This is a genomic window from Neiella marina (genome assembly GCF_002165625.1).
GTDB classification, from domain to species: domain Bacteria; phylum Pseudomonadota; class Gammaproteobacteria; order Enterobacterales; family Neiellaceae; genus Neiella; species Neiella marina.
Genome location: NZ_NGNS01000005.1, coordinates 193,866 through 219,901, shown reverse-complemented (window position 1 = coordinate 219,901; position 26,036 = coordinate 193,866). Strand labels below are relative to the sequence as shown.

The 26,036-nt window shown below is 50.1% G+C and carries 23 protein-coding genes; 14 read left to right on the top strand and 9 right to left on the bottom strand.

Translation table 11 applies throughout. The features are described 5' to 3' along the window. Positions 1–150: 150 nt before the first annotated feature. The 7 genes from CBE68_RS06890 to CBE68_RS06860 all read right to left on the bottom strand — a co-directional run bounded on the left by CBE68_RS06890 (position 151) and on the right by CBE68_RS06860 (position 7,840). Positions 151–870, bottom strand: coding sequence for a hypothetical protein (locus CBE68_RS06890; protein ID WP_087505323.1), 720 nt, complete (start codon positions 868–870; stop codon positions 151–153). Between the two features lie 227 nt (positions 871–1,097). Further along, positions 1,098–2,462, bottom strand: coding sequence for an 8-oxoguanine deaminase (locus CBE68_RS06885; RefSeq protein WP_087505322.1), 1,365 nt, complete (start codon positions 2,460–2,462; stop codon positions 1,098–1,100). A 12-nt stretch (positions 2,463–2,474) separates the two neighbouring features. Continuing rightward, the gene (locus tag CBE68_RS06880) at positions 2,475–3,170 is read right to left on the bottom strand and encodes a TetR/AcrR family transcriptional regulator (RefSeq protein WP_087505321.1); all 696 of its coding nucleotides are present in this window, start codon (positions 3,168–3,170) and stop codon (positions 2,475–2,477) included. A 21-nt stretch (positions 3,171–3,191) separates the two neighbouring features. Then, complete coding sequence (locus CBE68_RS06875; protein WP_087505320.1) at positions 3,192–4,262, bottom strand: BMP family ABC transporter substrate-binding protein; 1,071 nt, start codon at positions 4,260–4,262, stop codon at positions 3,192–3,194. 35 nt (positions 4,263–4,297) lie between these two features. Beyond that, positions 4,298–5,221 carry an ABC transporter permease gene (locus CBE68_RS06870; RefSeq protein ID WP_087505319.1) on the bottom strand — a complete coding sequence of 308 codons (924 nt, stop codon included), beginning with the start codon at positions 5,219–5,221 and terminating at the stop codon, positions 4,298–4,300. Continuing rightward, the gene (locus CBE68_RS06865; protein ID WP_087505318.1) at positions 5,221–6,321 is read right to left on the bottom strand and encodes an ABC transporter permease; all 1,101 of its coding nucleotides are present in this window, start codon (positions 6,319–6,321) and stop codon (positions 5,221–5,223) included. The genes CBE68_RS06870 and CBE68_RS06865 overlap by 1 nt, the downstream gene beginning before the upstream one ends. Then, entirely contained in the window at positions 6,311–7,840 is a 1,530-nt protein-coding gene (locus tag CBE68_RS06860; protein WP_087505317.1) for an ABC transporter ATP-binding protein, read from the bottom strand. Before CBE68_RS06860 ends, CBE68_RS06865 begins: the two co-directional genes overlap by 11 nt. 238 nt (positions 7,841–8,078) lie before the next feature. On the opposite strand from CBE68_RS06860, the gene xdhA reads away from it, so the two are divergent. The 12 genes from xdhA to CBE68_RS06800 are packed head-to-tail and all read left to right on the top strand — an operon-like array spanning position 8,079 to position 19,874. Next, positions 8,079–9,524, top strand: a complete 1,446-nt coding sequence (xdhA, locus tag CBE68_RS06855) for a xanthine dehydrogenase small subunit (RefSeq protein ID WP_229744663.1) — start codon at positions 8,079–8,081, stop codon at positions 9,522–9,524. Then, entirely contained in the window at positions 9,517–11,862 is a 2,346-nt protein-coding gene (gene xdhB, locus CBE68_RS06850; protein ID WP_087505316.1) for a xanthine dehydrogenase molybdopterin binding subunit, read from the top strand. The genes xdhA and xdhB overlap by 8 nt, the downstream gene beginning before the upstream one ends. Next, on the top strand, positions 11,859–12,704 hold the full coding sequence (xdhC, locus tag CBE68_RS06845) for a xanthine dehydrogenase accessory protein XdhC (protein WP_087505315.1): 846 nt from the start codon (positions 11,859–11,861) through the stop codon (positions 12,702–12,704). Before xdhB ends, xdhC begins: the two co-directional genes overlap by 4 nt. After that, positions 12,701–13,207 (top strand): 2-oxo-4-hydroxy-4-carboxy-5-ureidoimidazoline decarboxylase, encoded by a 507-nt coding sequence (gene uraD, locus CBE68_RS06840; RefSeq protein WP_087505314.1) that lies wholly within the window; start codon positions 12,701–12,703, stop codon positions 13,205–13,207. Before xdhC ends, uraD begins: the two co-directional genes overlap by 4 nt. 13 nt (positions 13,208–13,220) lie before the next feature. Then, a complete protein-coding gene (gene uraH / locus CBE68_RS06835) occupies positions 13,221–13,559 on the top strand; it encodes a hydroxyisourate hydrolase (protein WP_087505313.1) in 339 nt (112 codons plus the stop codon). A gap of 11 nt (positions 13,560–13,570) precedes the next feature. Further along, complete coding sequence (gene guaD, locus CBE68_RS06830) at positions 13,571–14,908, top strand: guanine deaminase (protein WP_087505312.1); 1,338 nt, start codon at positions 13,571–13,573, stop codon at positions 14,906–14,908. Continuing rightward, positions 14,896–16,089: a urate hydroxylase PuuD gene (locus CBE68_RS06825; protein ID WP_087505311.1), complete on the top strand. Its 1,194-nt coding sequence runs from the start codon at positions 14,896–14,898 to the stop codon at positions 16,087–16,089. The genes guaD and CBE68_RS06825 overlap by 13 nt, the downstream gene beginning before the upstream one ends. A gap of 2 nt (positions 16,090–16,091) precedes the next feature. Further along, positions 16,092–17,018 (top strand): isopenicillin N synthase family dioxygenase, encoded by a 927-nt coding sequence (locus tag CBE68_RS06820; protein ID WP_087505310.1) that lies wholly within the window; start codon positions 16,092–16,094, stop codon positions 17,016–17,018. Beyond that, a complete protein-coding gene (locus CBE68_RS06815) occupies positions 17,015–17,329 on the top strand; it encodes a DUF1330 domain-containing protein (protein ID WP_087505309.1) in 315 nt (104 codons plus the stop codon). Before CBE68_RS06820 ends, CBE68_RS06815 begins: the two co-directional genes overlap by 4 nt. Positions 17,330–17,337: 8 nt before the next feature. Beyond that, positions 17,338–18,267, top strand: a complete 930-nt coding sequence (locus CBE68_RS06810) for an alpha/beta hydrolase family protein (protein ID WP_158100517.1) — start codon at positions 17,338–17,340, stop codon at positions 18,265–18,267. Between the two features lie 24 nt (positions 18,268–18,291). Continuing rightward, positions 18,292–19,293, top strand: a complete 1,002-nt coding sequence (add, locus tag CBE68_RS06805; RefSeq protein ID WP_087505307.1) for an adenosine deaminase — start codon at positions 18,292–18,294, stop codon at positions 19,291–19,293. A 17-nt stretch (positions 19,294–19,310) separates the two neighbouring features. Then, on the top strand, positions 19,311–19,874 hold the full coding sequence (locus CBE68_RS06800) for a cupin domain-containing protein (protein ID WP_087505306.1): 564 nt from the start codon (positions 19,311–19,313) through the stop codon (positions 19,872–19,874). A gap of 10 nt (positions 19,875–19,884) precedes the next feature. Here the strand turns inward: CBE68_RS06800 and CBE68_RS06795 are convergent, their stop codons facing one another. Continuing rightward, entirely contained in the window at positions 19,885–20,532 is a 648-nt protein-coding gene (locus CBE68_RS06795) for a cupin domain-containing protein (RefSeq protein WP_229744664.1), read from the bottom strand. Positions 20,533–20,538: 6 nt separating this feature from the next. Next, the gene (puuE, locus tag CBE68_RS06790; RefSeq protein WP_087505305.1) at positions 20,539–21,462 is read right to left on the bottom strand and encodes an allantoinase PuuE; all 924 of its coding nucleotides are present in this window, start codon (positions 21,460–21,462) and stop codon (positions 20,539–20,541) included. 392 nt (positions 21,463–21,854) lie between these two features. Here puuE and CBE68_RS06780 point away from each other — a divergent pair, with 392 nt between their 5' ends. Next, the gene (locus tag CBE68_RS06780; protein WP_229744665.1) at positions 21,855–23,324 is read left to right on the top strand and encodes an adenosine deaminase family protein; all 1,470 of its coding nucleotides are present in this window, start codon (positions 21,855–21,857) and stop codon (positions 23,322–23,324) included. A gap of 244 nt (positions 23,325–23,568) precedes the next feature. Continuing rightward, positions 23,569–26,022 carry a TonB-dependent siderophore receptor gene (locus CBE68_RS06775; protein WP_087505303.1) on the top strand — a complete coding sequence of 818 codons (2,454 nt, stop codon included), beginning with the start codon at positions 23,569–23,571 and terminating at the stop codon, positions 26,020–26,022. Positions 26,023–26,036: the final 14 nt, after the last annotated feature.

Below are 26,036 nucleotides of genomic sequence, written 5' to 3'. Positions count from 1 at the left end.
AGGACGGCAGTAATAGACATAAAAAAATCCGGCTCCATAAGGGGAAACCGGATTGTCCTATGTTCAGAAGATCGGTCAACCGATCCTTAACTGATCAGCATTGCGCTAATAGCGGGCTTTTTAGTGACTGTTAGACACACAAGTCGTCTTCTAGACCATACCGGCTTGCTTTAACATCACAGACAAGCGTTGAACAAATTCGTCTACCCCTTGTTGTGCCGCAGCATCGACCGTGGCAGGCGACAAGCTAGCTGGATCATCAGGTAATTCGACCGTCGACAACCTTGTTCGTTGGTACGGTTCAAATGCCGATAAAGCGACAGCTTTGCCAGCGCTTGCGTCATAAATGCGAGCATCCAGACTACTCAATACATCAACACTACATTGGCCAAAGTTGCAGTAACTATAGAGCCCTAAGCCAGAGACATAGTCCCTCGCATTGCGCTCAACCGGCGCGTTTTTTGGGTACACCGCAATCACATAGTCCAGTTGATTGGCGGATGCCAAACTGGCTAGTTCATTGGCAACATCCTTCTCGAACGCCATATTGGCAGAAAGATAGGTAAACAAGTCTGCCCGCTCAGCCATTAATGTAGCGGTCGGTGCAATGGCGACCGTTTGATGATTAGCGCCTTTTAACAAGCGACTAACCTCTTCGCCCAATTGTTGTTGATAGTTATGTTCAGACGCTATTGATTCAGCGAAGTCAAAATATGCCAAACTGCCTTTGTGAACATGGGTCGGTGCTTCGTCGACAAGAACGACAACACCAACTTTAGTGACCCCCTGTTTCGCCAATGGTGGCGTTGTATGAGTCGAACTGCATGCGCCTAGTATTGCCGTCATGGCGAGGATTAAAAGGTGTTTCATGTCATACCTCCAGCGATATTATTTGTAGTTATTCAGTGCCGCGAAACCGCACGTTCCCGGTGCGCCTGCACATATCCTGACCAAACGAACAGCATTTAATGGTGCGGTAGTATCACCAAAAGCGCTAAACGCTGCTTAAATCATGGGGTTGATTCAGGACACAAGGAGGAAGTGCAACGGCTGTACCAACTAGGCTGATGCAGAGAGCAAAAAAGGCTTATCGGCGCTTAGCCGATCTGTTTGAGTAAGCGTTGTGCTGCGGCTTGATGCTTAGCAACCAAAGCTTCAATATCGAGATTGACCATGGCACCATCGGTGACCTGCCATTGGCCAGCAACCATGACGTGTTTGGCTTGATGAGCGCCACATAAAAGCAAGGCGGCCAACGGATCGGCGGCGCCGGAAAAGCGCGGTTCGTCAAGGCTAAACAACGCCAGATCGGCTTGCTGTCCAACGGCAATTGAGCCCAATTCTGGCCGATGGAGTAAGGCCGCGCCGCCAGCTGTTGCCATTTGCAACGCATGGTGATGACTGAAGTTAGCGGCGCCATATTTTAGTTTCCCCAACAACATGGCTTGGCGAGTTTCCTGAATCAGATTAGAACCATCATTTGATGCCGAGCCATCAACGCCCAAACCAACCCGAACACCTGCATTGGTCAGCTCTTGAGTCGGGCAAATCCCTGACGCCAATACCATGTTGGAAGATGGACAGTGGCTGATACCAATCTGAACCTGACCCAACCGTGATATTTCAGCCGCATCAAAGTGGATGCCATGGGCCAACCAAGTGCGTTGCTGCAACCAGCCAACGGACTCCAAATAATCCAGTGGCCGCATGCCAAATTGGCGTAAGCAGAACTGGTTTTCGTCCTCGGTTTCAGCCAAGTGAGTATGCAGTAACACGTCATTACGTTTGGCCAGCTCAGCCGTTTGTTTCATCAACTCAGGTGTGACCGAGAATGGCGAGCAAGGTGCCAGGGCAATCTGGCATTTGCTGCCGCTGTGTGATTGGTGAAAGGCGTCTATCAATCGCTGACTTTCAAGCAAGATCTGCTCATCCTGCTGCACCACGCTGTCAGGCGGCAATCCGCCAGCGGATTGGCCAAGGCTCATTGAGCCTCGTGTCAGCACCACTCTGGCGCCAGTGGTAGCCGACGCTTCCACTTGAACATCCGTCGCATGTTGTAGCGATTGGCTAAAAATATAATGATGATCAACCGCCGTGGTACAACCCGATAATAACAACTCAGCTAAAGCGAGCTGGGTCGACAAATAAATCGACTCTTCGTCCAGATTTGCCCAAATCGGATATAAGGTTTGAAGCCAAGGGAACAGCTCTTTATTTAATGCCGCGGGAACCGCTCGCGTTAAGGTTTGATAAAAGTGATGATGACAATTGATTAGCCCCGGCAGCAGCACCAAGTTAGCGGCATTAAACTGGCGGTTATAACTTAGTTTGGGTGTTTGACCAGTAGCGACCAATTCAACAATGCGGTCGTCTTCAATCACCACACCATGACCAGCATCTTGTTCATTGCCGGTCCAACACACCAATGGCTGCTTTATCCAGAGCCTGTCCTTGCTCGTCATCGGTTTATGCCTTTAGCCTGCGGTTTTCGTTGCTGGCGTCAGGCCACAACCGCGCAAAATCATGCCACTGAGAAAGTCAGCGATGTCATCAATCATGTCCTGTTCATACTCAGCACGATTCATGATGGTGAGGATCTGGACATCAAAATCGGCATAATGCTGAGTCGAAGACCAAATCAAGAAAATCAGATGCACCGGGTCGACCGGTTCCATTTTGCCCTGCTCAATCCAAGCATTAAATACTCTGGTTTTATCTCTCACCCACTGGCGTAAATCAGTGCGCAAGTACTCTTTTAAATGCGGTGCACCTTGAATGATCTCCATCGCAAACAGCTTCGATGAGCGAGGGTGGGTGTACGACATTTCCACTTTCTTGCGGACAAATAAATCCAAAACGGTTGCCGGGTCATCGTCTTCGCTCACGGTACTTAAAAAGTCATTCCACAAGGAGATTAAGTTGTCGAGCACAGCGACATAAAGGTTTGATTTGCTCTTAAAGTAATAATGAACATTGGCTTTGGGGATCCCAGCACGGTCGGCAATCGCTTGAATGCTGGCTCCTTTATAACCGTTGTGGACAAACTCTTCCGCCGCAGCAGTGATGATCGTGGTTAGATTTCGATCTCTAATTTTGCCCGGCTTATACTTACCCGTCGGCGTTTCCGACGGGTCAAAATCCTGTTGTGTTTGTATGTTCTTTGGCGACATAGCGCAGATACTCACCTGTAATTATTGAGGGATCTTTCCTTCGATTCCTTTGACGTACCAGTTGAACTTCAGCAGCTCAGCGTCGGTCATTTGTTGGCCATCCGAGACCATTATTGTGTTGCTTTGATTGTATATTGGCCCTTGAAAAACGCTGCGATCTCCAGCAATGATTTGGGCTTTATGTTGCTCAACAAGTGCAACAATTGGTTCTGGCACATCCTTGTGAATAGGCGCAATATCGTTCGCACCTTCTGCAAGGCCATGCCAAACCGACGTTGGTTTCCAGCTGCCATCGAGAACCGCCTGAATTTTAGCGCGATACATATTATGCCAGTGTTGCATTGCAGAGGTCAGATGAGCTTTAGGACCATAGGCGCTCATATCGGAATTAAACCCAGTCGCGTACTTGCCATTGGCCTCTGCAGCCTGAATCACGGCAGGTGAATCAGTGTGCATCGCCAGCACATCGGCGCCTTGCAGCATCAAACTTTCTGCCGCCTCACGTTCACGCGCCGGATCATGCCAAGTGTTGACCCAAATCACTTTCATTTTGATATCTGGGTTAGTTTGCTGTGCACCTAGCATGTAGGCGTTAATGCCACGAATCACTTCCGGGATTGGAAACGCACCAACAAAACCTAAAACGTCGGTTTTTGACATAGCACCTGCGACCATACCGGCTAAATATCGCGCTTCATGATCGCGAGTCATGTAATTGCCAACATTCTTGGCCATCTTGTAGCCAGTGGCATGTTCGAAGGTAGTCCGAGGAAAACGCTTAGCCGCCTTAATCGTTGGGTTCATATAGCCAAATGAGGTGGTGAAAATCAGATCATAACCAGACTTTGCCAAGTTACGGATCACCCGCTCAGAGTCTGCTCCTTCTGCCACACCTTCAACGAATGAGGTTTCAATTTGATCACCAAATTCCTCACTAACAATTTGCCTGCCTTGCTCATGCATATACGTCCAACCTGCATCACCAACCGGAGAGACGTAAACAAAACCAACTTTCAATGGCTCTGCCACGGCATTTCCAACAGCAACCAAAGCAAGCAATGCCAATGTCTGGCGTAAACGGGTTAACAACATGTTCTCTTCCTCATTATTATAAAAATTGTTTGACGTTATCTGGATGGTGAAAATGGCCGGCCAAGGGAACGCGGCGCGTCACTGCCGCCCTGCTTGCGTTGCATCATGATCACCAACACGATAATGGTCACCAGATACGGCAGCATGGCCAATAAATTGGGACTGATGGCATAGCCATAGCCTTGCAACAACAGGTGCAAAATACTGGCAAAACCAAACAACCAAGCACCGAACAACACCCGATTGGCGCGCCAGCTGGCGAATACAACCAGCGCAAGGGCAATCCAACCACGACCAGCAGCAATGCCTTCCGACCACATTGGGGTGTATGCCAGTGACAAATATGCCCCCGCCAACCCTGCCATGGCGCCGCCGAATAGCACCGCACAATAACGAATTTTGCGGACCGGATAGCCCAGTGCATGGGCGGCTTCAGGGTTTTCCCCAACCGAGCGAATAATTAAACCAAGACGCGTTGCCCGCATCAGCCACCAGAGGCCGCCGAACAAGCAAAAGCTGAGGTACACCATGATGTCTTGGGCGAAAAAAGCTTTGCCGATGAATGGGATGCTGCTCAGCAGCGGAATTGAAATTGGACTCAGCCCAGCGATCGATTGACCGACATAATCGGCGCCGACGAAAGCACTCAAACCGGTGCCAAAGATGGTTAAAGCAAGGCCAGTGGCAACCTGATTGGCCATCAATGATAAGGCAATGAAGGCGAACAACACCGACACCAACATGCCAGCGAAGGCGCCGGCAATGATGCCCCAGCCCATATTGCCTGTGACATAGGCGGCGATGAATGCCAACGCAGCACCAACCAGTACCATCCCTTCCTGGCCTAAATTGAGGACTCCGGAACGTTCTGAAATCATCACTCCCAGTGCCACTAGCAATAGCGGTGTGGCTGTTCGTACGGTGGCAAAAAGTACGTTATCGATAAATGCAATATCCATTATGACGCTACCTGTTTTGTACGGTCAGAGGGCAACCGGATGGGTCCGAATCCGGGTAGGACAAGGCGATATTGAATGAGCAGGTCACAGGCCAATAGAAAGAACAGCAACATGCCTTGGAACAAGCCGACAATCGATTTCGGCATGCCTTGCTCAATCTGCACCATTTCTCCACCGACGTAGGTAAGGCCGAGCAAAAAGCTGGCAATCAAGATGCCAATGGGGTGCATACGCCCCATAAACACCACGATAATCGCGGCATAGCCATAACCAAGGTTGAGGGTTGGGATTAACTGACCAACCGGGCCATTGACTTCAGATACCGCAGCTACGCCAGCCATGGCGCCACTAAACAGCAGTAAACTCCATACCAGCAAACGATTTTTATAGCCGGCAAACTTCGCTGCACCGGCGCTCTCGCCCATTACTCTGATCTGAAAACCAAAGATGCTTTTACTAAGCACAAACCAAACCACAGCCAGCATCAGCAAGGCGATGTAGATGGCAACGGTAACCCGGTAATCCTCTGACAGCAGCGGCAACAAGGTATGGTCAGCGAACAATGCCGATTCTGGAAAATTGTAACCATCGGGATCTTTTAACGGCCCGTGCACGCCCCACAGCAACAGATTCAGGGCGATGTAATTGAGCATGATGGTGGTTAAGATTTCGCTGGCTTGAAAGTGCGTTTTCAGCAGCGCAGCTATTGCCGCCCAAGCCATGCCGGCTAACGCGCCGGCGACAATGATAACTGGCAGTACCCAAAAGCCTTCGACGGCCATCAATTGCAACGACACATAACCCGACACTAACGCAGCGAAAATAAACTGCCCCTCGGCACCAATGTTCCAAACTTTGCCTTTAAAGCAAAGCATCAAACCAATGGCACAAAGTAGTAACGGTGTGACCTTAACGAGTAACTCAGAGACGCCATACCAATCACTAATCGGATTGATAAAGTAGTTATAAAGACTCAGCCCCGCCGGATGACCGAGCATCTTAAATAGCAAGGCTCCGGCGATGAGCGTCAGCACCAGCGCCAACACTGGTGATAGCAGCACCATGGCGCGCGATGGCTGTAGCCGTTTTTCAATCCGCATGACAGGTCTCCTTGTCATGTTGAGCATCAAACTGGCCTGCCATCCACTGCCCCAATCGCTCCAGCGATACCTCTGACTTTGGCGCCACCGGAGATAACTGACCAGCGCACAAAGCTCCCAAGCGATCAGACAACAGATAGAGTTCATCAAGATCTTCACTGAGCAGCAAGATCGCCGCCCCTTGATCCCGCAACTTAATCAACTGCTGGTGAATTAGATTGGCAGCACCGACGTCAACACCCCACGTTGGATGAAAACAAACCAGTACTTGCGGTGCCTGCTCGATTTCTCGACCAAGAATAAACTTCTGCAAGTTGCCACCGGATAAACTGCCAGCCATTTCAGTCTTGCCGCTGGTTTTTACCTTGTAATGGGAAATAATGCGCTCTGCCCTCGCACTGACAACTTTCCAGTCAATCAAGCCAGCTTTAGCGCCGTGGGTAATACAACCGGTGAGCAAATTGTTTTCACTCAGGCTCATGGTGGCGACGGCGCCACGACCAATTCTGTCGGCCGGCACCACAGCCATTCCTTTATGGCGTCGTTGCTGTACGCCAAGTCGTTGGATCGGCTCCCCAGCTAACAGCACTTGACCTTTAGTTGCGCTTAACTCGCCGTTGAGCAAATCAACCAGTTCATCTTGCCCGTTACCTGCAACCCCAGCTAAACCGATAATTTCTCCTCGCCGTAACGATAGATTGAGCTGACGCAAATGGATGGCAAAGTGATCGGTTGGTGGCACCTCGATATCCTTCAGTTGCAGCAGCACATCGCCACTGGGACCGGGTTCAAAGGCTTTGGTTAGTGTCAGGCCGTCACCCAACATCAAGCGTGCCATCTCCGCCGGAGAGGTATCACGCGGCACGCAACTACCAGTGACCTTGCCCGCACGCAACACAGTGGCGCGATCGCAAAGGGCGTTCACTTCATGCAATTTGTGAGATATGAAGAGGATGCTGCAGCCCTTCGCTGCCAGCTGCTTTAACACTTTTATCAAGTGTTCAGCTTCAGCAGGTGTCAACACAGCAGTCGGTTCATCAAGGATCAACAACTGAATGTCCTGGATTAGGCAGCGAATAATTTCAACACGTTGTTGTTCGCCGACCGATAAGCTACCGACTTTTCTATCAGGATTAATCGCGAGGCCATACTCGTTGGCAACTTGCTCAATGTGCTGTCGTAATGCAGCCATACTGCCCAATTCACTCGGGTCTAGGTATAACGCAATGTTCTCAGCCACAGTTAAGGTTTCAAACAATGAAAAGTGCTGGAACACCATCCCCATGCCGAGTTGACGAGCATGCGCTGGACCTTTGATCTCAACCTCTTTGTTGTTCCATAGCATTTGTCCCTCATCGGGTTTGACCACGCCATAGATCATCTTCATTAAGGTGCTTTTACCTGCACCGTTTTCGCCCAGGATGGCATGAATCTCGCCTGCCTCAACTTTTAGGCTAACGGCATCATTAGCCACACATCCGGGATATCGTTTGCTCAGGCCGAGTAACTCTAAGCGCATATTGCTCCCTATCAATAAACCTGACTATTTAGACAGGTGAAACATCGGTAACGGAATCCATGTACTAGCAAAAGGCAATAACTATGCCAGATGATTTTGATAACGAGACTAATTCCAATTTTCATAAATATTGTCTAATTGGCCAAATATTTGCTTCGTTAGTTTCAGTTATGAGTGCAAAGAGTGGTTCAGAACAGCCCGGGCAACTTGCTTGGCGGCGTTCGAAAAAGGAGAGCAAATGGCGCTGTATATCAATAACGAAGCCATAGATATTCAACAGGTGCCAGCTGACACCAGCTTGTTGCAACTGTTGCGACAACAGCAACTGACAGGAACTAAAGAGGGGTGCGCCTCGGGCGATTGTGGCGCTTGCACGGTAATGGTGGTCGAGAGCAGCGGCCAGTCGTTAACCGCGAAAGCAATTAATAGCTGTATCTGCCCCGCCGCTAGTCTTGAAAATCACTACATTATGACGGTCGAGGGTTTAACCGCACAACAAGCGCCAACGCTACATCCAGCCCAACGAGCGATGGTCGAATGCCACGGCTCTCAATGTGGCTTTTGCACGCCGGGTTTTGTCATGAGTCTGGCGGCGCTAAAACAAGCTCGTCCTGATTTAGCCACTGCGCAAGTTGAACACCAACGTCAAGCAGTGCTCGATGCCATTTCTGGCAACTTATGCCGTTGCACCGGCTATCGCCCGATTGTTGAAGCCGGTTGTCAGTCATTAAAAATTCCTGCCCAATCGTTCAGCTTTGTGCACAACAACGAATCAACTGCACCTTGTTCGAGCACAACCACGGTTCAGAAAGCTGACCAAATTTACCTGAAACCGAAAAATGAGAAACAACTTCAGCAAGCCATCAGTGATTATCCAAGCGCTCGGCTCATCGCCGGCGGTACCGATCTGATGCTTGAAGTCACCCAACAATACCAAACCATTAACCAGTTCATTGATTTATCAGACGTCGACGAGCTAACCCAGACCAGCATTGATGATGATAGCCTGTTGATCGGCGCTGCTGTTACCTATAGCGACTTAGAACGGCAGCTAGCTGACATTGCACCAGAATTTGTTGCCTTGCTGCACCGACTCGGTTCGCGCCAAATCCGTAACCGGGCCACCTTAGGTGGCAACATTTGTAACGCCAGCCCAATCGCTGACAGCCCGCCTTTTCTGTTGGCTCTGGACGCCATCTTGCATCTGGCCAGCAGCACAGGCCAACGCCGCTCAGTGGCGCTATCTGAGTTTTACTTGGGCTACAAACAAACGGCGATGGCCAGCGACGAGTATCTGACTAGCATTGAGATCAGCCGCTCAGCCCTGCGACAACCGGTGAAGCTCTATAAAGTCAGCAAGCGCTATGAAGATGACATTTCTGCCGTCATGGGGGCATTTTCACTGACCGCGCAAGGCAAGCTGACCATCGCTTTTGGCGGCATGGCAGCAACGCCCATTCGAATGAATGACACCGAACAACTACTGCAACTCGATATCAATGGTGAATTTGCTGAACAGGCCATCACCAAGGCAATGGCGTCACTGGCGGATGAGCTGACACCACTGAGTGATGTTCGGGCATCAGCAGCCTACCGCAGCCAAATGGCGGGTAATTTGTTGCGCAAAGCGTGCATCGAATTGTGTCAGCCAGATCTTTCCATAGGAGTATTTACCGATGCGTAAATTGGTTGAATCGGAAATAACCAACCGCAACAGCATCAATGGCGTCGGTTCCTCGTTGCAGCACGAATCGGCCATTAAACATGTAACCGGGCGAGCGCAATACATTGATGATTTGCCACAATCTAATCAGCTATTGCATGTAGCGACGGGCAAGTCCAGCCAAGCACATGCCAAGATCACGGCGATAAACCTTGATGCGGTTCGTAAAGCGCCCGGCGTCGTCGATGTCATTGTTCAGGCCGATATACCGGGCCACGTTGATGTCGGCCCGGTTTATGGCGGCGACCCGCTGTTAGCCGGCGATACCGTGGTATTTGTCGGTCAGCCTATTTTTGCCGTTGCGGCAACAAGCTTTGAAGCTGCCCAACGTGCTGTTCGCTTAGCCAACATCGACTATCAACCGTTACCGCCGATCCTCACCATCGATGATGCGCTCAACGCTGAAAGCTTTGTCCTCCCACCCCATCAACACTTGCAAGGTGATCCTGATGCGGCAATTGACGCCGCCCCACATCAGATTGAAGGGGAAATCTACGTGCGCGGCCAAGAGCACTTTTATCTCGAAGGCCAAATCAGTCAGGCGTGGCCCAACGAGGATGGTGGTATTCATGTCATCTCGTCAACGCAACACCCCACTGAAATTCAAAAACTGGTGGCCGAAGTGCTCGCTTTACCACTTCACCAAGTAGTCGCCGAAGTCAGACGAATGGGCGGCGGCTTTGGCGGTAAAGAAAGCCAGGCTGCGCCGTTAGCATGCATGGCAGCGCTATTTGCCAGTCGCCAACAAAGGCCGGTTAGGTACCGCATGCCACGGCAGGACGACATGATTCAAACCGGCAAGCGACACGACTTTAAAAACCGTTGGCGCGCTGGATTCAACGACGATGGTCGTCTGCTCGGTGTCGACATGCTATTAGCTGGCAAGTGCGGTTGCTCGCCCGATTTATCTGAAGGTATTGTTGATCGGGCCATGTTCCATGCCAGCAATGCTTATTCATTTAACAGCGCCCGCGTGGTCGGTGTGCGCTGTAAAACCAATACCGTTTCCAATACCGCTTTTCGCGGTTTTGGCGGCCCCAAAGGCATGATGGCAGCAGAGACGCTGATGGACGATGTTGCCAGAGCGCTCGGCAAAGATCCGCTCGATGTGCGCCTAATCAACTTATATCAGCCAGGCCAAGACATCACGCCATATGGCCAACAAGTCAGCCAGCATGTATTGCCTGATTTAATGCGTAAACTGGCCGATGACGCCGATTATCGCAGTCGCCGTCAAAGCATTACCGAATTCAATCAGCAAAGCCCATTCGTTAAGAAAGGGCTGGCGCTGACACCGGTGCAATTTGGCATTTCGTTTACCGCCAAGCATCTAAACCAAGCCGGCGCCCTACTGCATATCTATACCGACGGCACCATGCTGATCAGTCATGGTGGCACCGAAATGGGCCAGGGCTTATACACCAAGATCCAGCAAATCGTCGCGACCGCCTTTGACGTGCCGGTATCCATGGTCAAAGTCAGTTCAACCCGCACCGATAAAGTGCCGAATACGTCGCCGACCGCGGCATCATCGGGCACCGATCTCAATGGTATGGCTGCATTAGATGCCTGCAACCAAATCAAAAAACGTTTGGCTCAATTTGCCGCTGGCCATTTCAATATCGCTGACTACGAACTGCAATACCACAAGGGCTCGATTAGTGCCGGTGATCAGCAAATGAGCTTTGCCGAATTTATTCAGCTGGCTTACATGAATCGGATTTCACTGGCAGCCAGTGGCTTTTATCGCACCCCAAAAATTCATTACGACAAAAAAACAGGGCAAGGTCAGCCGTTCTTCTACTATGCCAATGGCGCCGCAGTGGCTGAAGTCTGCATTGATGTCTTAACCGGTGAATACAAGGTCGAACGTGTTGATATTCTTCATGATGTCGGCAAATCACTCAATCCAGCAATTGATATCGGCCAAATTGAAGGTGGCTTTGTTCAAGGCATGGGTTGGCTCACCACGGAAGAATTGCTGTGGGATGATCAAGGCCAAATTCTGTCCAATAGTCCGGCCAATTACAAAATACCAACGGCATTTGATGTGCCTTATCAGTTTAACGTCGCGCTTTACCCGCAGGACAACAAAGTCGACACCATCCACTTATCAAAAGCTGTCGGTGAACCGCCATTGATGCTCGGTATCGCTGTTTGGGCGGCGTTGCGTGATGCCATTTCCAGTACCACTGACTACCGCTTTAGCCCTCGTTTAGATACCCCTGCGACACCCGAACGAGTGTATTGGGCGTTGCAACAATGTGCCGATTATCAACACCAGCAGGAGGCTTCATGAACCCACTGAATTGGTCGCAAGCAATTGTCCAATGCCAGCAAGCAGGCCGCGGCTACGTTATTGCCACACTCATTAACACCCAAGGCTCAACGCCTCGTGACGGTGGCTGCAAAATGGTCATCGATGGCGAACACAGCTACGACACCTTGGGCGGCGGACAGTTAGAGTTCATTGTGATTCAGCAAGCGCGCGAATTATTAGCAAGCAACCGCAATTGTCAGCTCGTCAAACCAATTCCATTAGCCGCCGAAGCAGCTCAGTGCTGTGGCGGCAACGTGGTGGTGATGCTGGAGAGTTTTGCCGCTGTTGACTGGCAAATTAATCTATTTGGTGCCGGTCATGTCTGTCAGGCACTGACCAAAATTCTTGCCGAGTTACCTTGTCAGGTCCGTGTGTTTGATAACCGTGCTGAATTTGATCATGGCTGTTATCCAGCGAATTGTCGCTTTGAGCATTGTTCAGATCCTGTCTCAATGGTTGCCGAATTGGCGCCGTCGAGCTGGAACATCATATTTACCCATGACCATCAACTTGATTACCAACTGTGTTGCCAACTGTTGCAACACCAGCACTGGTCATTTATCGGCTTGATCGGCTCCGCCACCAAAGCACAGCGTTTTCGCCAGCGTTTGCAAGCCGATGGTTTTGACCACCAACAACTCACCTGTCCTGTCGGCTTACCACAAGTCCGTGGCAAACAACCGATGGAGGTCGCGGTATCAATTACTGCCCAACTGCAGAGTTTGTACTACCAAGGCAAACCGCGCCATCAACGCAATGGCACCTCGTGGCGCCAACTGCGACAGCTAATTCAACAACCTCAAGTTGAGACTGAGCGATGAAATTGAGTCAATTCAACACATTGCCACATGAACAAGCGGTACAAGCCTTGCACGAATGCTGTCATTGCCAACAGTGGGCAACAGCGCTCAGCAACATGCGGCCATTTCAATCGGATAAGCAGTTGCTACAACAGGCCAGTGACACATGGCAAATGGCCAATGAACAACAAATTCTCGAAGCGTTTTCGGGTCATGCCCGAATCGGCGACATCGAATTATTGCGCTCCAAGTTCGCCGGCAAAGCCGCTGAAGAACAAGGTCAGGTGGCAGCAGCAGATGATCAGGTGTTATATGAATTGAAGCGCCTCAATGACCTCTACTTCGAAAAAAATGGATTCATTTTCATTGTTTGCGCCAGTGGCAAGTCAGCCCAACAGATGCTGTCGCTGCTGCAAGCCAGAATCCACAACAGCCGCGATGCTGAGCTTCAAAATGGTGCCCGAGAACAGGGCGAAATCACCAAGTTGCGATTACGAAAATTGCTAACTGACGACATCGAATAATGAGAACAATGCAATGAGCAAATCTGCCATAACGACCCACATCCTCGACACTGAAAAAGGTTGCCCTGCCAGTGGCGTAGAAGTCCGCCTTTTTATCAACGACGCCGCTGAGCCGATAGCAGTTGCTGCGACCGACCAAGACGGCCGAATTATCAACTGGCCGCAGTCATTTTCACTGACTGCTGGTGAGTATCGTTTGTGCTTTGCGCTAGCTCCTTGGTTCGAACAACAGCAGCGACAGAGCTTTTATCCCAGCGCGACAATTCATTTCGTCATTACCGATACCGGCAGTCATTATCACGTGCCGCTACTGCTTAGCGGTCACGGCTATAGCACTTACCGCGGTAGCTGATAGGAGGCGTTATGACATCTAATTGCAGCGCCTTTCGTGCGCGTATTCTGCACTTTACTGATATTCCCAATCCACGAACCGGCGCTGGTTTCGAGTATTTTGATGATGGCGTGTTAGTCGTCGAGCAAGGCCGAGTTCGCTCGTTAGATAGTGCCGCTAACATGGCGGCGCAAGGGTTTGACCTCAGTCAGTGCCAACATTTTCCCGATCACCTGTTGCTGCCGGGCTTTATCGACAGCCACATTCACTCGCCGCAAACCGACGTTATCGTGTCTTATGGCGAGCAACTGCTCGATTGGCTCAATAAGTTCACATTCCCCAACGAGTTAAAGTTTTCATGCTTTCAACACTGTGAACAAAAGGCCAGTGAGTTTCTCGATATCCTGCTGGAAAACGGCACCACTAGTGCCATGGTATTTACCACTGTGTTTGCCCAATCAACCGATGCGTTCTTTAAAATGGCCCAGCAACGCAACATGCGAATGATGGCCGGTAAAGTGATGATGGATCGCAATGCACCGCCGGGTCTGTGCGATACCCCAGAGCAAAGTGAACGAGAATGCCGCGCGTTAATTGAAAAATGGCACAAAGTCGGCCGTATGCGATATGCCTTAACGCCACGATTCGCACCGACCAGTACGCCACAACAATTGGCCGTGGCTGGCCGTCTTTATCACGATTACCCGGGCCTGTACCTGCAAACTCATTTGTCAGAGAATGTTAAAGAAGTGGCTTGGATCAAGGAGTTGTTTCCCAAGGCCAAGGACTACCTCGACGTCTACGACCACTATGGCTTACTCGGTACACGCAGCGTCTTTGCCCACGGTATTCATCTCAGTGATCGCGAAGTATCACGGTTAGCGGATACCGGTTCGGGCATCGCCTTTTGCCCTACTTCAAATCTGTTCATTGGTAGTGGTTTGATGGATATGGCTCGCCTCGAAAAAGCCGGCATTCCGGTCAGTATCGCCACTGACGTTGGCGGCGGGACCAGCTTCTCATTACTTCGTACCTTGGCTGAAGCCTACAAAGTGCTGCAGCTGCAAGAACAAAACCTTCATCCTCTCAAAGGCCTCTACATGGCGACCTTGGGCAATGCCCGCTCACTGATGCTCGACGGCTATATCGGTAATTTTGAAAGCAACAAAGAAGCCGATTTTGTTCTCCTCAATCTAACCCCAAACCGGCTACAGAAAGCTCGTCAAGCGGTAGCCAATAGTCTCGAAGATACCCTGTTCTCACTCATGATGTTGGGCGATGAAATGAATGTTGATCGCACCTACATCATGGGCAATCTGGCATTTCAGCGTCATGGTCATAATCAAGGAGAAATGCAATGGATGCGCTAGTGATTGAGTGGTTGAATCTGGCGATGCGCTGGTTTCATGTAGTCGCCGGAATCGCTTGGATTGGCGCTTCTTTTTACTTTATTTGGTTAGACTTGAGCTTGCGAACACCGCCGCAATGGAAGCTTGATCAAGGCGTCAAAGGCGATCTTTGGGCCATTCACGGTGGCGGTATTTACGAAGTTGCCAAATACCAACTGAAGCCACCGACGATGCCCGGCACCTTGCACTGGTTCAAGTGGGAGGCTTATAGCACCTGGCTCAGCGGCACTGGCTTAATGATTTTGCTCTACTACGTGCAAGCACAAAGCTATCTGGTTGGAACGGAGCGCTGGATTAGTGATCCAACCCAAGCAGTCATCGCCAGTATAAGTTTCATCGCCCTCGGTCAATTGGCCTATGAAGGCTTACTCCGCACGCCACTGATTAAACGCGGATTAGCTTTCGCCACTGCCTTGGTGCTATTGATTGCGCTAGCCAGTTGGCTTGCTCACCAGTTGTTTGCGGCGCGCGCGGCCTACTTGCATGTTGGCGCTTTGATGGCCACTTGGATGGCCGGTAACGTGTTCTGGGGCATTATTCCTGCGCAGAAGAAGTTTGTTGCAGCCATTGAAGCTGAACAACAGCCTGACGCCAGCATTGCCGCTTTCGCCAAACTTCGCTCAACTCACAACAACTACCTTACCCTGCCCGTTATTTTTGCCATGATCAGTAACCATTACCCATTCCTGTATGGCCACACATGGGGCTGGTTAGCGCTGGTAGCGATTGCCATTTGTTTAGCTTGGGGGCGGCACTATTTCAATTTGAAGCATCAGGGAATCAAGCGCCCGATCATTGTTATCAGTGCAGCCATCGGCATCATCATCATCGCCATTGCGATGCAATTGAGTTCCTATTTCAACCAACAACGCCAAGCGGCTAGCACAGCGATTGGGCACTCTGATATTGCCCAATTAGTCACTCAGCATTGCGCCAATTGTCATGCTCAAAGCCCAAGTCAGCCGGGCTTTAGTTCGGCACCTGGCGGCATTTTAGTGACGACTCCTGAGCAGTTATTGCTGAGCGCAGCCAAGGCCGCACCAGCGTTGCAGTCCGGCTACATGCCATTGGGCAACTTCAGCGCCATGACAGCTGACGAGCGCCAGCAGTTGCTGACTTGGCTCGCTCAACAAGGAGGTTAACCATGGCGATTCCAACCATCGACTTTTCATGTTTCGATAGCGCTGATCCATGTTGCCTTGAACAGTTAGCTAGTCAGGTTGATCAGGCCTTGCGCAATAGCGGCTTTATGATGATCACAGGGCTCGCCATTGATGAGCGCTCACAAGCGCAAGCGTTTGAATCTGCTAAGCAGTTTTTTGCGCTGCCGGCTGTCGATAAAGACAATAGTCGTTACACCAATAGCGGTGATAACTTTGGTTATCAGCAACTGCAAGGCGAACACCTCGATCCAACAGCTCCCGCCGATCTGAAAGAAGCATTTACCATGCGTGATGCTATCAATCAGCGCAACCATTGGCCGAATACCGAATTTCGCACTTCGGCTCAGAGCTTTTATCAGCAATGCATGTTTGGCGCGCAACAAGTTCTCACCGTCATGGCGCTAGCACTTGAATTACCGGGCGACTTTTTTAATCAACGCCACTTGGGCGAGAACATCACATTGCGTTATCTGCATTACCCGGCGAGCTTGCAACCATGCAGCGAGCGGCAACTCGGCGCAGGCGCACATACCGATTACGGCACCATCACGCTATTGTTCCAACACGGTGTCAGCGGCTTACAAGTACAAGACAAACAAGGTAACTGGCTGGATGTGCCCTGTATCGACAACGCCATCGTCATCAATACCGGCGACTTGATGCATCGTTGGAGCAATGGCCGCTATCGCTCGACCCTGCACAGAGTCAAACCTGCCAGCACCGAACGGCCCAGATACGCCATTGCTTTCTTTGTTGATCCTGATTCTGACATCGCTATTGAATGTCTGCCTTCTTGTGTCAGCGAGCAGCAACCTGCCCGATTTGTACCGACTACTGCGGGACAACATATTCAGGACAAAATCCAAGCATCACTGGACGCAGCTAACGCGGCAAAGGAGTACTCATGAGTGCCTATGTCATCGTTGATATTGAGGTTCAAAACGCCGACAAGTATCAGCATTACCTACAGCAAATTACCCCAACCGTGGCGGCATGCGGGGGCCGCTACTTAGCCAGAGGTGCTGATGTTCAGGTCCTCAGTGGCGACTGGCAGCCCAATCGCGTGGTGATCATGGAATTTGCCGACAGAGCCAGCGCTGAGCACTGGGCAACCTGCCGCGAATACGCCCCGATCCATGCCCTGCGTAATCGTTATGCCAACGCCAATATGGTCATTATTGATGGCCAAATTGACGTCAAACCCGAAGCCAACCCATGAGGCAAACCATGTTAGCGACAATAAAACGATGTTCAACAATTGGCTTGTTGGTGGTTTGGCTATCGTCACTCAGTGCTAGTCACGCCGATGAACAGTTGCTATGGATTAATAATGGCGACTATCAAATCCCTGTCATTATTAATTTACCAGTGAGCAAGGACGTCGCAGTCAACAACAAGTTACCACTGGTGTTAATGCTGCACGGTACTGCGGGGCAAAAGAATGAGGTCGGCAATCTTTATCAACGACTTGCAGCACAGTTAGCCAATGTCGGTATTGCCAGTGCTCGCTTTGATTTTGCCGGTACTGGCGACAGTCCAGTGGACTACCAACTCTATACCTTGACCAGCGCAGTTCGAGACGCCCAAGCGGTACTGCGCTACTGCCAACAATTAGCAGTGATTGATGGCAATCATCTCGGCATCATTGGCTTTAGTCAAGGCGGACTGATCGGCCAACTATTAGTGAATCACCCTGCCTCGCCGCAAGGGCTTGACGTACTTGCACTGTGGTCAACCATGAGTGGCAATGGCACCAGCTCTTTTAGCGATTTTTACCAGCATTACTACCCACAAGCGCAACAGCATGACGTTGCCAGCGTCAAGTTCGAATGGCGCGATGCGCCATTGAATTTCAGCCGCCAATGGTTTGAAGAGCTTGCCGCCAATACCAGCATGGATCAGATGAAAAGCTATCAGGGCAAATTGCTGTTGATTGCCGGTGATGCCGACCAAATCGTGCCATATCAACGTTCAGTTGATTTGCAACGAGCGGCGACAACGGCTCAGACAGAACTGCACCTGATCAAGGGGGCCAACCATTTATTCAATGTCATCGACGCAGGCGATGAGCTCAGCCCAGACCAAACCAAAGCCGAGCAGCTATTAAAACTGACCAGCACTTGGTTTCACCAGCAACTTCAAGCCAAAGACGCATAGCACCAAGATCTAGGAGCCAATCTAATGACAGACCTCATCGCCCAACTACCGAAAGCCGAATTGCACGTACACCTGGAAGGAACTTTCGAGCCTGAGCATATTTATCAAATGGCCCAGCGCAACGGCATCGAGCTTGGCTATGCCAGTCCAGACGATATTGTCGCCGCCTATGACTTCCATGACTTACCATCATTTTTGAGCTTCTACTATGCGGCTATGAATGCCCTGCAAACGGAGCAAGACTTTTACGATTTGACCTATGCCTATTTCGAAAAAGTAGCAGCTGAAAACGTGGTATACGTCGAGCCATTTTTCGATCCTCAGGGTCATACGTCTCGTGGTATTGCATTTGACACCGTGATCAAAGGCATTCACCGAGCACAGCTCGACGCCGAACAAAAACTGGGCGTTAAATCGAATCTAATCATGTGTTTTTTGCGCGACATGTCAGCCGAAAGTGCCATGCAGCACTTGCAGTTGGCTATTCCTTACAAAGATTGGATCATCGGTGTGGGCTTAGATTCAGATGAGAAAGATAATCCGCCGAGCAAATTTGCCGCGGTCTTTGAGCAAGCGCGAGCCGAGGGGTTTCGTTTAACTATGCATTGCGATGTTAATCAGAAAGATATCGTCGAACACATGCATGAGTGCCTCGACCTAATTGCCGTGGACCGCATTGATCACGGCGTCAATAGTCTCGATGACCCTGCGCTTATTCACAAAATCAAAAGCTTGGATCTGGGTCTAACGGTGTGCCCTGTTTCCAACCATTTCGTTGTCCAGAGTTATACCACTGCTGAGATCCGCCAAATGATGGCCCACGACCTCAAAGTGACGATCAATTCTGACGATCCAGCCTACTTCGGTGCTTACTTGAGCGATAACTTTCGCGCGCTTGTCAAAGAAGCCGATTTCTCTTCGGACGAAATAACCACCCTCATTCGAAATGCCTTTGAGGTCAGTTGGCTCAGCGCCACTGACAAAGCCCATTACTTGCAGCAAATCAATGATTGTCAATCGGCCTAGCTCGGATTGGAGTTACAATGAAATTATTACTTGCCTTCGCAGCGATGAGCTTATCCATGTCAGTCACCAAGCACAGTGGTAGTGCCGAGCTACCCACACAGCAACAGATTATCGACACCCTAGGCCTATCAGGCCATTTTGAAGGCGGCTATTTCGCACGGGTGTTCAGTGCAGAGCATCGTGAAAAAGTAGCAACAGCGCGTGGTGATCGACTAACCATGACCACCATCTATTACATGCTGACCAAAGATAATGCCATTGATCATTTTCACACCAAGTACTCCGATGGCGTTGAGTTCTACCACCTGGGAGCCCCGATAACGTATCACTTGATTCATCCCGATGGCCGCTACCAAAAAGTTGTTGTCGGCCCTGATATTGCTAACGGCCAGCAACTTCAATTGGCGGTAGCGGGCGGCACATTTAAAGCTGCAGAGCTAACCGACGGAGATTACGGGCTGGTGAGCGAAGCGGTATCACCAGGCTGGGAAATGGAGGATATGGTGCTAATCAACAAGCAACAATTGCTCAAAAAATTTCCCCAACATAGCGCTTTGATTGAACGCTTGGCGCACGACTGACCGTTGGTTGTTACTTAGCCAAGCGCTCAATCCAATGCTTGTGTTGCGGGAACAGCGTCAACAATGCCCCTTGGGTAGCAAGCGTCATGTCGCTGTAGTCAAAACCAGGACTAACCGCTTCGCTAATCAAGCCATAACCGTGAGCGCCAGCAAGCAGCTCGGACGATTTCCAAATGCCACCTTTGACGGTCAGCTGCAATTGCTGACCGGCCGCTAGATCCGAGCCCAAGACAACTTGCTCAAGGCCGCCATCCGGCTTAATCAAGGTATAGCGAATCGGATCGCCACCTTGATAAAAGTGCAATATATCGGAGCGGTTTAAATGAAAGTGACCAATCGGCGCATCGGCGGTGAGCAGATAAAAGATCGACGTCAGTAAATAGCGAGAGCCATGTTCAGTGGTTATTTTATCGCGATGGTCCGCCTGATAGGTGCGGCGAAAATACCCCCCTTCAACATGGGCTTGTAGCTGCAACCCATCAATGATTTGTTGAGCGGTCAATCTCTTGGGTGCATTAGCTTTGTAGGAATTAGCTTTGTCGACATTAGCTATCTGGGCTTCCGCTGGCATGGCCTGCACTGATTTAACAGCATCCAGCGCAGTCAATGATGCCAATAAACTAACGGCCACAGTCAACGTGCCGATTTGCTTCATCATCGTTCGCTACTCCGGCTGGTGATGTTGATGCCAATGGTTGGCGATGTCGATACGCTTGCAGACCCAGACATCCCGATGGGCCATGACGTGCTGAATAAACTTCTCTAGCGCTCGGATCCGCGCTGGACGGCCGACAATTCGACAATGCAAACCAATGTTCATCATTTTCGGAGCAAACTCACCCTCCGCATAGAGCGCATCAAAGCAGTCTTTGAGATAGGTGTAGAACTGGTCGCCACAATTGAAACCTTGAGGTGCGGCAAAACGCATGTCATTGGTGTCCAAGGTGTACGGAATAACCAAGTGCGGCTGATCAAACTCTTGGTTCCAGTAGGGTAAGTCGTCGGCATAGCTATCTGAGTCGTACAGAAAGCCGCCTTGCTCCACCACCAATCGGCGTGTGTTAGGGCTGTCGCGCCCAGTATACCAACCCAGTGGCCGAGAGCCCGTTACTTGGGTGTGCAATTCGATTGCCTTGGCGATGTGTTCCCGCTCTAACTCTTCAGGCATAAACTGATGGTCGATCCAGCGATAACCATGGCTCGCTATCTCCCAATCTGCTTCAACCATGGCCGCAACCGCCTCCGGGTTTCGCGCCAGAGCCATCGCCACGCCGTAAACGGTGATCGGTAAATTATACTGCCGAAACAATCGATGGAGACGCCAAAATCCAGCTCGCGAACCATATTCATATAAGGTTTCCATGCTCATGTGGCGCGCAGCATATGATTTCGCTCCAATGATTTCCGATAAAAATGTCTCCGAGCCCTCGTCACCATGTAATACCGAGTTTTCCGCCCCTTCTTCGTAATTCAACACAAATTGCACAGCAATTCTTGCCCCGCCCGGCCAATGGGGATGCGGTGGTGTTGCCCCATAGCCCACCATGTCTCGTGGGTAATCGGCTTCAAAAGGAACTGAACGACTCATAAAAACTCCATTGTTTTTGCTCGCTTAAGGTGTCGGCCAATCGAGTATTGCTGCCAACAAGCGAATTCACATTGGATCATCACCTTCAATATTTATGCCAGCGACTCTCAATCTTTATGTCAACGGCCAATGTTGTTCGGACGCCATTCACTGACGTTAACCCCGCATCAAATAAGGGCAATTATCATTCTCACGCACCAAAACAAATCATTTGTGAACCATTTGGTCAGCTTATTGATTAGCGAGATCTTGATATCAAGTTGGCGAGGCCGTGATATCAAGAGGAAAAGGTGTGACTGGTATCACTATTGCATTGGGCTAACAAACAATGACTGGCCGAGCTGTCATCCGCTCCGGCGAGCAATCCGATTGTACGAAGCAAAGGAGCTTATATGTCGGCAATCAAGTCTGTTGGAGGACGAACCCTCGCAGTGGCTGCGTTGACGCTAGGTTATGCGTTGATGCCGGTATCTGCCGAAGCCAAGCAACCACCTCACTGGTTTGAACAATTCAAGTCAACAGCGTCTGATGCAGAGCTGTATACCTTTCTCTATGCCATGCCCAAAGGTGGCGACCTTCATCATCATATGACTGGCTCAGCGCTGTCCGAGTGGTGGTATGAGCTTGCTTTGGCGCAACAGCAGCATGGCTATCGCTACTACACCAAAGTTAGAATTAATAACTGTAACGGCTTTGGCGGCAATGAATTTGGTTACCGCCCTTACCTGCTTCATCTCCATAATTTGCTCGAATCGAGCTACAAAAAGCTAACTGATTGCGAGAAGTCAGAATACAAGCGACTAGAAGATCTCAACGCCAGAGAGAAAAAGGCGTGGCTTAACAGTATTCGGCTCGACGCCGCTCACGAAGGCCGCGATGAGTTCTTTCAAAGCCATTGGCAGCGTCTCGATGAACTGATGAACAGCCCCTACCTAATTGCCGACATCCTGGTTAAGAACATGCAGGCGTTTGGCGATGAAGGCTTGATTTATATGGAATCAATGATGGGTGCTTCTGGCTATACCGATCCGGACGGCAACCCCATCGAACCAGATGCCGTCGCTGATATCTATCGCGCTCGGTTACAGCAGCCTGATGCCAAAGCCACTGGCGTCACAGTGCGTATGCAGGAGTCAATACTGCGCTTTGCTGGCAATGCCGAAGATCAGCTGCGTCGCTACTTCGATTTCGTCAGCCGCAACAACGATCTTTACCTGGCAGTGAATATGGTGGGCCGCGAGGATAATGACAAAGGCCACCCAATGCGCTTTAAAGAAACACTGCGCGATCTGCGCCGCACATACAACAACGTCAAACTGTCGATTCATGCTGGCGAAGTTGACGAGCCCAACTTTCATATTCGCGACACCCTGCGGATCGGAGCCGACCGCATTGGCCATGGCGTCAATCTGATTGATGACGATGATCTCCTAAGGCAAATGCGGTATGGCCCTTACCTAATTGAAATCAATCTAATTTCTAACCTGCTATTGGAATACATCGAGCGCTACGATCAACACCCGTTTCCGGAATATCTGCGGCTCGGGGTACCAGTCGCGTTATCGACAGACGACCGCGGTATGTGGGACTCCAATATCACCGACGAGTTTTTCGTCGCTGTGAAAGAGTTCAACTTAAGTTGGGATGAGCTCACCCAGTTGAGCCGCAACTCGATCAGCTACGCCTTTATCGATGAAAACAACAAAGCAGGCCTGCTCAACACACTCAACAGTCGGCTCGATTCATTCGAGCAAGGCTTTGAAAGCCAAGGTGTGAAAGCGCTATCCGACATCACACCGGTGACCTACAGCTTTGTTTGCAAACAGTATCAACTTTGTGATTTCACGGCATCTATGCCCTGAGAATAAACATGGTCATTGCAGCTGATTCAAAAAGGTGCAATGACCCAAATCAAATAACAATTAATAACCAATCAGACAAATTTTATAAATAAACATAAATATCTGTTTTTATGATATTTATTCTATCTAATTACAAATAACTAACCATATAGACATGTATTGGCACAGCGATTGCTGAACCCCTCTGGCAGAACAAAAACATATTCGTTACTGAGATTAATTTGCATCTATGGAGAGCACACAGATGTTGGAATACAAACCTTTTAGGTTGACCAAGCTTGCATTGTTTGTGGGATTAAGCTGCGCAGCATCATCATTGTCAGCATTAGCCGAAGAGGCTGAAGCTGAAGAAGCCGCCAGCAGTGAAGAAGTGGTAGAGCTGGAAACCTACACGGCTGAAGGTCAAGTCGAAGACACCATGGGCATTATGCCTACCGAGCCGGTGAAATCAGTATTTGGTTTTGGCAAAACTATTTTGGAAACACCTCGTGGCGTGACATCAGTTAGTTCCGACATGCTGGAGGCATACAACATCACAGACATCGATGATTTGGTGCTGGTATCTCCCGGTGCCTTTACCCAGTCATTCTTCGGTGTGGCCGGTTCACTCGACGTACGTGGTACTCCTGGAGAAGTGTACTTTCGTGGCGTGCGTCGGGTGAACAACCCGGGTAACTACCCAACCCCAATTGGTGCAACAGACCGTATCGACATTGTCCGTGGTCCAGCATCTCCAATTTATGGACCATCAAAAATTGGTGGTTACCTCAACTTTGAACCCAAGTCAGCCCGCGCTGAAACCGGCCAATACCTGGAAAAACCGACTGGCGCGATGTCTTACACCACAGGTAGCTGGGATAAAAGTATTCTCACCGCAGAAGTCGGCGGTCCAGCTGAAGTGTTTGGTAAGAGCTTGGGCTATTACGTCTACGCCGAGGTTGAGAACTCAGACAGCTACTACGAAAACACCTCAACAGACAACACCATTTTCCAAGCCTCGTTCAATATGGATTTGACCGATTCGACCCGGATCGAATTCGGCGGTATGCACCATGATTATGATGGTAATCAGGTTGCAGGTTGGAACCGTGTGACCCAGGACCTGATCGATCATGGCACCTACATCACTGGGTCAGCACAATCCATTGACACGGATGGCGATGGCTACAACTCAACGGCAGAATTCCTCGACTGGCAAAGCCAGTTCTCGCCTGATTCCAATAACTTCTGGGTGCCCGCTTCTGCCGGTACTGATGATGCAATGGATCCACTTTGGGCTTTGGAAGACGTTGGTACTGCCAAATTGAAAGGCAGTCAGGTTTTGGTAGCGCCGGAAGACGTGCTCGAAACCGAAGTTAATACCTTGTATTTCGACATCATTCACGAGTTTGACAATGGCATCTCGCTGACCAACAAGTTGTTTTTCGAAGATCTCGAAAACCTTAACGAAAACGCCTACGGCTTTTCTCAGTTCGCTGACACTTATGTCATTGAAGATCAGCTCATTCTTGCTTATGAAGCCGACCACAACGAGTGGCTTAGCGGTGCCTACCAAGTGTCGCCAAGTATACGCTACACCGACTTCAAGCACGGCGATGACTTCTTCTTTGAATACTTCGACCGCCGCGACTTAACTGGCCCGTCAACAGCTCTCGATCGCAAGCTGTTATCAACAGTTTCTGACGAAGGCTACTCGAGCTACACCGTCGGTGACTTCACTGACTATGGTCTTGCGTTCTTAGCCGACTTCACCATTTATGAAAATTTAAGTGTGTTGTTAGGTGCACGCTATGACTACGTCGATATGTCGAGCACTGAAAAAGTCAGTAAAACAGCCTTCGCTTCGCCGGATGATCCTGATGCTAAAGCGTCTGATTCCGACGATGGTGTGTCTTGGACCGTGAGTGTGTCATACACCACGCCATGGGGTTTTACGCCTTATGCAACTGTATCTGAGCAAACCACCATCATCATGGGTCAGGGCTCTGAAATCTCAGTTGGCAACATCGAAAGTGGTAATGCCTTAGCTGATTCAGAACTCACCGAATTTGGTGTCAAAAGCAGTTTGTTTGATGATCGCTTATACATGTCAGCTGCTTACTTTAAGCAAGAGCGCACCAGTGTTAATGCGCAAGATTTGGTAAGTAACAATACCACTGAAAGTAAAGGTTATGAGTTTGAAGCACGTTTCTTAGCGACTGAACAGCTGACTCTGACGGCGGCCATGACTCACATTGAAGTGACCAACTTAACGGCCAAGGAAAATGGCACTCAGTTCGGTTTCCAAGGCGCGGAAGACATGACTGGCATTAGCGACCCATCATTGTTTTATGGCTATGTAATGCAAGGTTTGATGCTGGTTGGCAATAGTTCGGATGCAGAAAAAGCCGGTATCCCGGAAAACATGTACAGCCTGACAGCGGCCTATGACTTCCAGAATGGCTTCCGTACCACAGCCAGTGCCGTGCATGCAGATTCAACCTATTCCGGATTCTCTAAGTCTGTGAAATTGCCGTCTTACACAGTGCTCAATGCTGGCGTTAGCTACTCAACGGATGACTGGACGTTGCGAGTGCAAGGTAAAAACCTGACCGACGAAGAATACTTCCGCTCGAACTTCCCAGACCTGTTCGGTAGCACCATCGTGCTGCCTGAGCTGCCGCGTCATTGGGTCGCGACAGCCTCTTACAAATTCTAATCACTAACGCATTA